Genomic DNA, 12,378 nt, shown 5'->3' with positions numbered 1-12,378 from the left:
ACCCCGTGCTCACCCTTAAATAGTATTACGCAAAAACAAGTTCTTACAGAACGAGAAAAGATTGTTGAATAAAATTATATTAAATTAACAAAATTGTTGTCCACACTGGAAATCCAAATGTTTGGCTTAAAATTTTCCTCTTGTAAATAATTTATTATAAAATAAAATTAACTTTTACTTATTAGTTAAATTTTGAACGTTAAAGTTGCTGCAAACATCGGCTTTGCAACTAACTTCCTCCCTGCCCTGAAAGGGTCGAGGGTTCCCTCCCGAAGGGCTCATCATTCCTCTCATCGATTCGGGACTACATTTCTCATATGGTGGACAGCCGGGTGGCTCAGAGATCTCCACTCCCATTTGAAAAGGGGGACTTTCATCCAAATTACGTCTAGTCCTTGAAGGAAAGGAGATAACGGTTACTCCTCCTACAGTCCCATTAAACTGGGGAGAAGCGCCGTTAGCATCACTAAGAGAAATTTTAGAGAAATGAGGTATTTAAACACGGGGCTATCCATCTGGCGAGGCTTTCCGCCCCCTTAACCCCCAACTTTGTAATTGATTTGCCGTTTTCGTTTCAGGGGTTATGTGTTTTTAAATATTATTTTTAGTTTAGATTCTTTGGTGGTAGTGGTGAAATTAGTAGATCTTCATGAGGATTTAGCTTATTCAAATCAGAGGGAAGTTGATGTAGCCAATGGTAATGATCAGTTCAGCATTAAGAAGCTCAAGGAATTTGACTCTTTAGTTTTTACTTCTATTTTTCCTTATGTAGAAGCTTTAGATGAGAGAAGTGAGTTATTGACTTCACTTTACGGTACTCCTACGCGCAGTACATATTTCTCATTTGACTTAATTTATTGATCAGGTTAAGTTTTATTATTATTTGGACAGAAGAGGCTTCACTAAAGTTATTAGGGGTGAGAACGATTTATCTATAAGGATATCAACTTTTACTATCTCTCGAGGGTGCTGATGCCTTAAGAGATTACACTGATATTTACTTATTAAAGGAGCTTCATGTTTATAATTTAGGTTTAACTTGAATTGTGATAATAAATTTGCTTCCTCTTGTATGTCTAAGAAGGATTATGGTTCAACGTCAGAGGGTGAGGAATTAGTTAAACTGGCTAATTCTTTGGGTATTATAATTGATTTAGCTCACGCAGGTAAGAAAGCAATTATCGACGTATGTAATTTGAGTAAAAAGCCAGTTATAGCATCTCATGCTAATGTGAAGAGATTAAAAGATCATAGGAGGAACTTAGATGATGAGGAAATAGAGGCTATTGTTAGAACTAATGGAGTTATAGGAATTACTGCTACAGTTTCCACTTTAAGGGAAGGCAATTTAAATTCCATCATAGATAACATAAAATGTCTTGGGGAATCTTACGGTTGGGAACACGTGACAATAGGAACGGACTCCCTGGGGATTCGTGAAGTTCCTAGAGGCTTTGAGAATATATTAAAAGTTAAGGATTTAGTTAGGGCTATTGAAGGTCATGAGGAAGAAGTTATGTGGAAGAACTCTTATAGAGTCATAATGGATAATTTAGGCGCATAATGTATATAGCTGTATCAGAAAAATTATTGGTAGAGGAAATATAATAAAGAAAAAATTTATCTTTCTTGTCTTAATTACTTATTGAAAATAAGTTACTGTATAAAATAATCTAAGGTCGTATACCATTCCATATGCATTATAAGTTCCTGGACCAGTGACAAAATTCCATCCGTAATGAGCTGGCAACGGATTATTACCTGAGGTTATAGGTATCCATGCATTCATTCCCGTAATTTCCCCTTTAGGTGTTAATATAATTCCTGAGTAAGATATGTGATAGAGTATAGTGTTTAGATCTCCTAGTTTAACTCCGGTCAATGCTATCATGGCAGCAGTCATAGGTGCTGCTCCACTAGTTCCGTACCACAAAAACAGTTGTCCTTGATATATTAACGGTAATCCGAAACCATACTCTACTATATTGTATCCGCCCGCTGATACGAAAGCTATATCGGGATAAGTCCTTTGATTAATCGGAGTGAAAGGTATGAAGGATGTTAGTTCGAAGTTCTGGACAGGGAATACTACACTACTTCCTCCAGTACTATAATCCCAGCCAGAAATGGATAGCACTTGACCGGTAGGTGTAACATTAACGAAAATTCCACCCACAGACGTGACATACGGATCGCTCTCAGGATACCAAATAGTATTATAGACTCCTATAAAGTAATTAGGCGGGGGATTATCGCTTTCAAATCCCCAGTCTCCTGATGCAGCTACTACAGAAATCCCTTCATCAATTGCTTGAATCATAATATTATGTATCATCCATAACATAGCAGGATAATAAGCGGCTAAAAATGACTCTGGTACTGATACAGAGATTGAGATCACGTTAGGGTCAATATAGTTAACCATATAGTAATATTCATAGTAGTAGTTAAGTAAATTACCGACTAGGGCTGATCCTCCCACGTATCCGTTACTGAACACAACGTATACGTTAGATGCCGGGGCAAACACACCAGACCACTCTGCATCTAGTTCGTTTTCTCCGGATGGACCTGAGGTGACTACATTCCCTAAGTATATTACGTTTAACCCTCCAGTTCTCGGTACTATATAAAATTCTTTCCAGAAGGTATAAATGTCGTCCGCATTGACAAATGATTCAGGGACTCCTTCTATTGCTATCTTTGTACCTTGTCCAAGGTATCCTTTATAATATAGCTCAGTGAATTTAAAGTAATTGGCTATTGCTTGGGGCGTCACCAAAACGCTGGAGACTAGAGATAAGTTTTGTAAATTTGCACTATTAATTTCTAAGTTCCAAGCCTCTTTAATTACTGGATAAACCTTGGGGTCTATACTGTCAATGCCTACAATACCTACTATGTATTTACCTACATTATAAGGTAGAGACGGGGTCACATTATTAGAGAAATAATAGAAGGGTCCCACATTTACAATTCCCGGTAATCCGAACCAGTAGATATTCTTTAGAGGATAGTAATATATGTTTATGTAAGTGTTAAACGCTTTCTCTATTTCCCCTACAGTTCCTTGGAAGGTGAGAATTAGCCCGTAATCGCCGGTAAAATTAATTCCGTAGGACTCTAAATAATTTATTAGTTCTTCTTTATACGACTGAGGAGGATAAAATTCATTTCTAAACTGTGAAGGTGATAGGTAACCTGCTTCATGGTTAGAGATTTCGTTAGTAATAGAAGTTAATGTCTGATAATTAGTGAAGTTTAACAAGATTGCGATAGGGAGTGTGTAATTCTGTGGTAACGGTTGAACATATATCGAAGCTGGTAGTATCGAATATTGTGGAGAATTGTTATAGATATAATAGACAGAACCACCATTGTCTGCAGTTGATAACAGTGGCGTTACAAGTAAAATTACAGCTAAAAAAGATAGAAAATATTTCCTCCTTAGAGTAGTAATATTTACTTTCATCACTAGCCATATTGGAATTCTCTTTTTTAATACTTTACGTATTAATTAATAATCTTAGAATATGAAATATTTATGAAGGACTTAAGAAAATTAAAAATCGTTCATGTAAAATAGTATCGATAAAATTTCCACCATAAATAAAAATTCACAATTGTCATTCAAAACTTAATTAAGGAAGAGCTGAGCAATTGAGAAAATTGTTTAAGGTTTTAACACATTAATTACATAAATAAGGTTTGGCAAAAGGAATTAGGAATATTAAAGGCATTAAATTTAGCTTCAAGTGGTTAAAATAAAAACAAGCTTTAGTTTTTTTGATTTATTCTAATAAAAATATCAGCTAACGACAGCCTTTACAAGACCTAGTGGAGTATCTATCGGCGAAGAAATTGAGGTATCTACACACTGAGCCTTTTGACCTTAAACATTTTTCAAAAAAGCGTTGCAATGGTTACATAGCTAGTTATACGGGATTATAACTCGTTAAACGAATATAAATAGCATAATGACGATACTATGGATATACTCTAGACACCTTACGTGTTAGGCTGAAACAAGGAAGGAGCTGAAATCTTAATTTAAGTATAACAAGGACGCGTAAAACTTTTATGATAATTTTTATTAATGTCTAGGGAAGTAGACATATATGTCAACGGTTATTAGTATAAGGATAAGGAAGGAGATAAAGGAGGAATTAGAAAAGCAAGGTATAGATATTGACCAAGAAGTAAGAAAATTTTTGGAGGAACTTTATATAAAGGTTAAGGCTAAAGAGTACGTAAATAAATGGGTTGAAGACCTAAAGGACGTTAAACTTAGTGAAGAAGGCTTCTCTGTAGAATCTGTGAGGGAAGACCGTGAGAGTCATTGACTCATCTTCATTGGTAAAATTTTTCTCAAAGGAGAAGGGTTGGGAAAAGGTTGCGGAAATAATAACTGAAGGAATAATGACGCTTGACTTATCGATTAAAGAAGTTGCCAACACTATGTGGAAAAAAGACCCTTACAAGTGAAACAAAGGAGGACGTTGCGATTAAAGTACTTTCCGACTTAGTAAAACATGAGGCTATGTTGGTTGTAAACCAAGATAAGTACTTGATTGAAGCATTTAAGATATCTATTAGGAATAAAATAACCATTTATGACTCCTTATTCATCGCATTAGCTAAGTTAAACAACTTTGAGTTAGTAACGTCTGATAGAAAGCAATATGAAATAGCTATGAAAGAAGGAGTTAATGCACAATTAATATAAATTGAAAAGAAATAACGTTTCTTTCCTCACTTATTTCATTCATCTCAGAACCAATTTCTTCTCGTTTTAAATGGCAACAGTTGCACCTCATCGATTTATGTTTGCACACCTCCCATTAGAGTACTGTTAAGGATTCAGAGAACCTCTTTCATCGAGATTTACAGAAAAGGGAAGTAAAGGGGCATAAAGGCTCGCCCCTTCTACGGTAGACCCAAAATCACCTCCTTAAAAATAAATCTATAGTATAAATAAGTGTTTCAATTACATTAATTGTAAAATTCTCCGGATTGAATAAATCTGGAAAAAATAAAAGAATTAATAATAATCTAAACTCCTCTCTCCCCACCTCCCCCTTGAATACCGTATATAAGGAGTAGAGTACAAGGGCAAGAACGAAGATCAATATGCGGAAAACAAACTTAGTAGAACTAGTAAACGGAAGAAAAGCCTTAATGTTCCTATAAGAGGATTCTATGGGACCCCTCACCTTATTGTACAAATCCAACACTTCCCTCTTTGGTATCTCGAGGTTAGTAGCCCTAGCAAAATAAACAAGCCTCTTCTTCCTCTTTCTCCTAACCTTCTCCCTACTGTATACAAGGAGCCTGAACTTAACTTGCTCATTCCTCCTATGCCTCTTACTATTAGTCATGTAATCACCATCAAGCTCCTCATAAACCTTAACATCCCCAACTGGGACGGCAATTATGTAATTAAAGTGTGAAATGAAGTTGAGCACGTCGACAGTGTAGAAACCGGCGTCAAGAGTTATCAACCTTATCTTGAATCCCATTGCGACAACTTGCTCCACGAGGTTTTTCACTATCTCGTCCTTAGTCATACCGTTCACTTGCGGAATAAAGGCAAGTAAAAGTATTCTCCCCTTATACTTTGTTGTTGCAGTTGCGTAGTTCCACGAGCTTCCCTTCTCTGAACTTCCGAGTCCTTTCACTGGTTTCCCGTACCACGTCTTGGTTGTCCAGTCTATTGAAAGGTCTACCTCTTTTACCCCCTTTAATATCTCCAAGGATATTTTCCTAGCATTTTCCAATAGTTTTTCAATTACTTCTATCCCTTGTTTCTCTACGTAGTTCCTCACGGTCTGTGGGGATACGTCATACGCTCTGGACTTGTTCTCTACTGAATCGTTCCACAAACAAGCAGAGATGAGGGTTTTTGCTACTTCTTCTCCTTTCTTTCCCTTGAAGTTTAGCATGGAAAGTAATTTATATCCTATTTGTTGAATGTTATTTTGGTGAGGGAGACCCGGTGTTACCATCTTCCTATGTCACGCAGTAATACTCTGTCTCCCTCACCTTAAACCCTTTCTTCAATTCTTTACACTCTTATAAATTTTTTATGGATTAGATATTATCCTACCAGAAATATTTTTTCTAATATGATTTTGGGTCTACCGTCTAAGGCGGGGAGACGTCAGTATTGTCCCAAACTAGATAGTTAACGTGGATATAAAAACGTACTTAAGCGAAGGCTCATAATGGTTCTTAAAGGTAATTGTCGACTTGATATCAAACACTCAGATCTAAGGATCTTACACTAGCAATAACAGTATGGCAACTGCGTTAAGAATGGATACAGCCAGCTCAACACCTATTTTAAAATTAAATAGCGCTATCGCAATTGTAGGTCCCACTGAAATCCCCACAACACCTTCAAGAGACTTAATCGCAGACCCTACCACCCTATCTTTTAGACCTAAGTTTTGCATAGTGTAGACAGTGTTAGACACTGTAGCTATTCCAGTCCCTATACCTAATATTACCGTTCCAATCACTTTGTTAAAGAGCAATAACCAACTTAGTAACATTATCGAGAAACCTAATATTGCAATAGTCCTACTTCTTTCTCCAATTACTTTTCCCAGCGGTGCTGATATAAGCGCCATTGGTAATGGGAAGAGTAATACTAGTATTATAGCGAGAAGAGGTTCTACGTGGAAAAGCTGAGTGTAGCTCAAGACTAGAAATTCCACAACAGCATATCTAGAGAGGGAGTGTAAGAAACCTGCAACTAATGGTTTGAGAAACCTCTTTTCTAAGCTCCATTTACTTAGGGAATACAAGCCGGCTAAAGCTGTTACTATTCCTATGTAAAAAGAATAGATTGATATTAAGACTCCATTGAATAGTAGCATAGGCCCTACTGCTGACCTTGGGTTTCCGAAATTCCCTTTGAGGTCTGACAGATGTGACGTTAAAAAGAGTGATGTAAATACCATTAAAGACGGTAGGAGGAACAAATACTTCCAGTCGATCTTGCCGAGAGCATAGCCTAATGGGACTCCGATAATGTAAGCTAAGGCTAACATGGAGTAATTGAAACCTATGTTCCTACCTTCACTTCCTTTGTAAGAGGAAGCATATGCAAGTTGTGCTGGGTACATCATGGACGCACCGAGACCTTGTAAAGACCTTAGAACAAGGGCCATGGTGAAGGAGTTCGTTATGAGGATTGCTATACCGGATAGGGAAAAGATGAATGCACCCAAAAAAAGTAATTTCTTAATTCCCCTCTTTTCCCCAACAAGGTAGAACGGGACGAAAAGGAGGGAAGAAATGACGGCGAAAAGCGTAAGGAATAGCGAAGAGTCAAGATAACTTACGCTCAGTTGAGAGGAAATGTACGGGATAGATGCTGTTATCATAGCACCTTCTAAGGACGCAGCTGAACCTATAACTGATGTTATCATTACTTCTTTCTTCGTGTTATCCACCTCTTTTAATAAGCTGTTCTTTTATTGAACAGATATCGTATCATTCTTATTAAATTATCTTCTCCAAGTTCTAACACATCGACTCCTTCGGAATCGACTTTAGTACCATCGTTCGTTATATTGTATCTTTGGCCGGAAAAGACTGAAGTAACTTTCCACTCTATCATTATAGTCTTATTGTTGAATGCAAATGATACCAGAAACAGCTTATGATAAGGATATGTAGCGAATAATTTCTGTAAATATTTTCTGAAATTATCTTTTCCCTCAATTATCTTCTGTTCTTCTCCGGGATGAATATAAATAGTATCATCTGAATAAAGTGCTAATGTATTATCAATACTGTAATCATTCCACACTTTCGTATATTTCTCAATAAATTTTTCACAATCAAAGTTCTCAGTTCTTTCAGAGTTCATAAGATACACTGCTTTTTTAAAAACTATTTTATATAAATACTCTTTTATATAAATACTATAGCTTAACTTAAACTTATAACAATCATATTATATACCTTATTAAGACCTATTAAATAGATAAGATTTCATATAAGTGAAAATTAATTTTTTAATAAAAATTTATATTGTAAAATGAAGAGAAATCTTTATAACTAGTAAGCAAACTAAGTTATTTTATCGAGAAATCATTCATCAATATCATTATCTAGGCATGAACATAGGCGTTATTATGAAAAAGGAGATATAAAGCCTTGCCATCGGAAATAGCTAGCACCTTATATTTAGATATTTCTTTTCCTAAAAATTAACAGTGATATTAGCGACACTCTCCTCCAACTAAACTAGGGCTTAATGGGACTGTAGGACGGGCTAAACAATATGTCTTTCCTCTTAAGGGGCTAGAACGTAATGCGTGAAAGTTCTCTTAAAATAGGAGGGTTCTCTGAACCTCTCGACAGCTATCAAATGTAGTCTCAAATTGCTGGTGGGAACGATATCTGGAAGGAAACTCTCGTCCTTTCAAGGTGGGTAAACGTCGATAAAAAGGTAGAAGAACTGTAAATGGAAATTTAATACTGTTTAGAATTCACGTCACTTTAACGCTTATTATTTGATAGTTACGGTAATTAAATTCCAGCTTCTCCCCTTCAACTCTGATGTCTTCCAGGATATTATTTTCGAGTATATTGACAAGCTGAGCTTCTCTGGGTTTAAACCACAAACTCACCTCTCCTTTTCCTCTTTTATTTAGTACGTTATGAAGCCTCAACACTAAACCTTTACCGTCCTCAGATTTCTTCATTGCCTCTAATATCAGGTTATCTGGACTAACCTTAATAAAGCTCTTTTCACCACCTTTACCTTTTACAGCCCTCAATGGATAATTAAGTTCGTAAGCTCTCTGATATACCTTAGCTTCTTTCCAATCTCCCTTATGAGGATAGACAGAGTAAATAAAAGTGTTGATTTCAGTGTCGGTAGCGTAGTCAGGCTGACTTCCTCCCTGCCTTGGAAGGGTCGAGGGTTCCCTTCCAAGGGGTTCATAGTTTCCACCATTACTTCGGGTTTACATCTGGTGGGCAGTCGAGTGGCTCAGAGAACCACTCCCATTTGAAAGGGGGACTTTCATCGCTAAGCTCTAGTCCCTTGAAGGAAAAGGAAGATAACGGTTGCTCATCCCACAGTCCCATTAAACTGGGGAGGAGCGTCATTAGCATCACTAAGAGATTTTTGAAAAAAGAGATTTTTTAAACCTTCTATAAGGGGGCTATCCATCCCCGCCTCATAGAGGTGAGGCTTTCCGTCCCCTTAATCCCTTTCTTTGTAAGTGTTTAAAAACACATAATCTTCTCTACCACACGATAGGGAATTGAAGATAGTTTATTTTTCTCCCTCATCGATAAGTCTCTTCATAGAGCTAAAGGATATTTCCTTCGTTTCCCTGATCAACTCTTTAAGTTCGGTAATCTTAAAAATATAGAATTGAATCATAATTGCATGCCGTTTGCAAGATGCTACATGTGTAAGAACGCTTGCGGAATTATAACATCAATTGAAGGAAAGACAGTGAGAGTTGCTCCAAACAAAAACCATCCACAGCCTGGAATTTGTGGTAGGGGTGCTGCTGGTCCCTTCCTTCTAACGCATCCTGATAGGCTTAAATCACCTTTGATAAGACAAGGTGACACCTTAGTTCCAACAACATGGGATAAGGCACTGGATATCGTGGTTAAGTATTTGAAGGAATTATTAGATGAAGATCATCCTGAATATCTTGCTATAACTTTTCATGATTATGGGAAAGAACTCTTAGAAAGATTTGCAGCTCTTTATGGGACTCCTAATTTAATTGGACATGAGTCCGTATGCCATGGCCCAAGAACTGTAGCTTCAGAATTAGTACTCGGCACCGAAGGACCTAGGAGTGTAGACCCCGATTACCCTAACGCCAAATTCATAGTCTTTATCGGAAGAAATCCGTTGGAGGGTATAGTACCGGACATTGTTAGAAGAATAGACGAAGGTAGGAAGAAAGGGTTAAGAATAGCTGTATTAGATCCCAGAAAGTCCGCTATAGTAGAAAGGTATGCTGAGAGGTGGATACCCATCAGACCCGGAACTGATACAGCTTTTTTACTAAGTGTAATATATTACATGATTAAAAACGATATGTATGATAAGGACTTTTTGTTAAAGTACACTAACGCGTCTTTGTTAGTATATGAAGACGATCTGACTTCTACCGGCGTTTACTCCGAGAGACTTCTCGACGAAAAAGTGATAAATGGGAAAAAAGCAGTTACAGTATTCTCCTTACTTGAAAGGGAAGGTGAGAAAGTGTATCCGAGGCTTCAGCAGATTACTGGAGTGAGTTATGACGACGTTAAGTATGTGGCAGAAAATCTATGGTTAAATAGACCTGCTGCAGCTATAGACGACGGTTGGCACACCTCATTCTCTAATGACTCGACTTATACGTGGATGGCGGCTTTTACAATTAATGCTATGATTGGTAATATTGATAAGAAGGGGGGATTAATTATAGCTAAGAAAGCCGAGGTCAAGGTTTACGAGAAGAGTAACGTTAAAGCTCCTAGAATAGATAGGATCAGGTACCCACTAACTTATGCGGCGTTTCAGGAAGTGTATAGGGCAATTCTTACTGGTAGTCCTTATCCTATTAAAGCACTAATGGTAGTCGGAACCAACCTAGACGGTAGAGATCCCAACTCGGAGTTCGTAAGGAGAGCGTTAAAAGCTGTGGACTTTTTAGTCGTTGTCGATGTAATGCCATCTGACGTTACTGAATACGCGGATGTAGTATTGGCGGAGTCAACGTATTTTGAGCGGGATGAATTGCCTTTACCGGTAGGTTGGACTTTAGATAATTGGATCGATATCCATCAAAAGACAGTAGATCCTTTATATGACACTAAACCACTATGGTGGATTCTACTCGAATTAGAACACAGATTAGGCTTGTCAAATGCAACTTTTGAGGATCTAGAGGAGATGATTCTAAAACAGTTAAACGTGGATCGGAAGGAGTTGAGTGAAAAAGGATGTGTGAGGATTCCAGAAGAGATATACGAGGTTTATCCTTACAAAAAACCGTTGAGAACGCCTTCAGGTAAAATCGAGATCTTCTCTAGGACTCTCAGGAAATATGGTTATTATCCTATACCCACCTATATTGAAAAGAATATTATGCCTAGAGCTACTGATGAGTTCTTCTTAACTACTGGTCATACATTATACCACACGCAGGATAGTATAACTTTTGACATTCCAACGCTTATTAAACTAGCTCCCGATAATCCAGTAATGATAAGTAAGAACAAAGCCCTACAGCTAGGAATTAGAGATGGAGATGAAGTAGAGGTGATATCCTTAACTACAGGGCAAAGGGTTAGGTGTAAGGTGAAAGTAAGTGATGGCATAAGGGACGATACTGTGTTTACTTATTTTGGTTTCGGCAGGCACTCAAAAGGGGAAAGAATTGCTTACGGTCACGGCTTCGATGTTAACAGTTTGATAAGTGAGCAGATCACAGACCCTGTTTCAGGGAGTGTTGCCCAGTCGTTGAATATCGTGAAAATAAGGCCTTTAAGGTAATTCGTTATTACGAGAAATTTTCTCCTCCTTTAACTTGCTTATTACTTCTTCGAATAGTTTTAACATCTGTTTCTCGTTTTTCCCGTGTACGTGAAATAAACAATTTCTGTGTTCTTTTGGTGTTGATAAAGTAGGGAACACGAAAGTCGTAAACCCCGGTAGTGAATATAAGGACGGAATCCTTGACTACGCTCTGATCGTAATAAAAAGAGACATAAAAAGATTCGGAAAGTTTTACGCTAAGAAATACGACGTGAAGACTGTTCATCTCGGAAGGGGATATAACAAGATCTTGTATATTATACATTTTATTAATAATTTTTTATTACAAGAATTAATTAAACATAATTGGATAGTACCTTATGATTACAGTAAATAATCGATGTGAATCAATATGAACTATCTTTATCACTTTTTAATTCAATAGCGTAAAATGATAAATCGATCTTTTTAAGACACAAGGTAAAATTAAACTCTTAATTAAATTTTTCATTAAAATTTTGTGTATTTTCTATGTGTATAACTTTTGGATAAAAAGTTTAAGCGTGGTTAAACATTATGTAAACAGTTTACGATACTCGTCATTATTGAAATGTCTTTACGTGTTCAATTCAAAGTTTTTAGTTATTATTCTTGCCTCCAGCGGTTAGGTCGAAAATTAGAAGGTCAGTTGAGAATTAGCCTTTTTTAAATGTTAGTTGGCTTAACCCCGTGAACTTATTCTATCTAGTATTGAGATATCTAAATCGGTATATTCAAATAAGGAATTTAAAACTGATAGCTCTTAACAGCTATTTGATCAAAACCGAACGTTTACTTAAGCGAATTCTCAAATATATCAATTT

10 protein-coding genes and 1 pseudogene are annotated in these 12,378 nt (G+C 36.8%); 5 read left to right on the top strand and 6 right to left on the bottom strand.

The window, feature by feature from the left end:
- Window positions 1-630: 630 nt before the first annotated feature.
- Window positions 631-1,564, top strand: a pseudogene (locus WIW89_RS10755) (membrane dipeptidase).
- A 78-nt stretch (window positions 1,565-1,642) separates the two neighbouring features.
- Here WIW89_RS10755 and WIW89_RS10750 read toward each other — a convergent pair.
- A complete protein-coding gene (locus WIW89_RS10750) occupies window positions 1,643-3,472 on the bottom strand; it encodes a S53 family peptidase (RefSeq protein ID WP_337720763.1) in 1,830 nt (609 codons plus the stop codon).
- Between the two features lie 646 nt (window positions 3,473-4,118).
- Here WIW89_RS10750 and vapB point away from each other — a divergent pair.
- From vapB to WIW89_RS10735, 3 genes are read left to right on the top strand one after another with little or no spacing between them, the layout of a single operon-like run.
- Entirely contained in the window at window positions 4,119-4,343 is a 225-nt protein-coding gene (gene vapB, locus WIW89_RS10745) for a type II toxin-antitoxin system VapB family antitoxin (RefSeq protein ID WP_337720762.1), read from the top strand.
- Entirely contained in the window at window positions 4,330-4,485 is a 156-nt protein-coding gene (locus WIW89_RS10740) for a hypothetical protein (RefSeq protein WP_337720761.1), read from the top strand. Before vapB ends, WIW89_RS10740 begins: the two co-directional genes overlap by 14 nt.
- Window positions 4,448-4,726, top strand: coding sequence for a type II toxin-antitoxin system VapC family toxin (locus WIW89_RS10735; protein ID WP_337720760.1), 279 nt, complete (start codon window positions 4,448-4,450; stop codon window positions 4,724-4,726). Before WIW89_RS10740 ends, WIW89_RS10735 begins: the two co-directional genes overlap by 38 nt.
- A gap of 217 nt (window positions 4,727-4,943) precedes the next feature.
- On the opposite strand, the gene WIW89_RS10730 is transcribed toward WIW89_RS10735, so the two are convergent.
- The 5 genes from WIW89_RS10730 to WIW89_RS10710 form a co-directional block, all read right to left on the bottom strand.
- Window positions 4,944-6,005, bottom strand: coding sequence for an ISH3 family transposase (locus WIW89_RS10730; RefSeq protein ID WP_337720758.1), 1,062 nt, complete (start codon window positions 6,003-6,005; stop codon window positions 4,944-4,946).
- A gap of 273 nt (window positions 6,006-6,278) precedes the next feature.
- Window positions 6,279-7,460, bottom strand: coding sequence for an MFS transporter (locus WIW89_RS10725; protein ID WP_337720757.1), 1,182 nt, complete (start codon window positions 7,458-7,460; stop codon window positions 6,279-6,281).
- A gap of 5 nt (window positions 7,461-7,465) precedes the next feature.
- Entirely contained in the window at window positions 7,466-7,879 is a 414-nt protein-coding gene (locus WIW89_RS10720; protein WP_337720756.1) for a nuclear transport factor 2 family protein, read from the bottom strand.
- Between the two features lie 625 nt (window positions 7,880-8,504).
- Entirely contained in the window at window positions 8,505-8,795 is a 291-nt protein-coding gene (locus WIW89_RS10715) for a glycosyl hydrolase-related protein (RefSeq protein WP_337720755.1), read from the bottom strand.
- 178 nt (window positions 8,796-8,973) lie between these two features.
- Entirely contained in the window at window positions 8,974-9,135 is a 162-nt protein-coding gene (locus WIW89_RS10710) for a hypothetical protein (protein WP_443296536.1), read from the bottom strand.
- 280 nt (window positions 9,136-9,415) lie between these two features.
- On the opposite strand from WIW89_RS10710, the gene WIW89_RS10705 reads away from it, so the two are divergent.
- A complete protein-coding gene (locus WIW89_RS10705) occupies window positions 9,416-11,533 on the top strand; it encodes a molybdopterin-containing oxidoreductase family protein (protein WP_337720754.1) in 2,118 nt (705 codons plus the stop codon).
- Window positions 11,534-12,378 lie beyond the last annotated feature (845 nt).

This window comes from Stygiolobus sp. CP850M (assembly GCF_037389425.1).
Taxonomy (GTDB): domain Archaea; phylum Thermoproteota; class Thermoprotei_A; order Sulfolobales; family Sulfolobaceae; genus Stygiolobus.
The sequence above is the reverse complement of the archived record's forward strand: the minus strand, read 5'-3'. Positions and strand labels throughout refer to the sequence as shown.

Bases quoted from the DNA above. Each gene is read 5' to 3' on its own strand.
- WIW89_RS10750 (WP_337720763.1), bottom strand. From the start codon at position 3,472: ATGAAAGTAAATATTACTACTCTAAGGAGGAAATATTTTCTATCTTTT.
- vapB (WP_337720762.1), top strand. From the start codon at position 4,119: ATGTCAACGGTTATTAGTATAAGGATAAGGAAGGAGATAAAGGAGGAA.
- WIW89_RS10730 (WP_337720758.1), bottom strand. From the start codon at position 6,005: ATGGTAACACCGGGTCTCCCTCACCAAAATAACATTCAACAAATAGGA.
- WIW89_RS10720 (WP_337720756.1), bottom strand. From the start codon at position 7,879: ATGAACTCTGAAAGAACTGAGAACTTTGATTGTGAAAAATTTATTGAG.
- WIW89_RS10710 (WP_443296536.1), bottom strand. From the start codon at position 9,135: ATGCTAATGACGCTCCTCCCCAGTTTAATGGGACTGTGGGATGAGCAA.
- WIW89_RS10705 (WP_337720754.1), top strand. From the start codon at position 9,416: ATGCCGTTTGCAAGATGCTACATGTGTAAGAACGCTTGCGGAATTATA.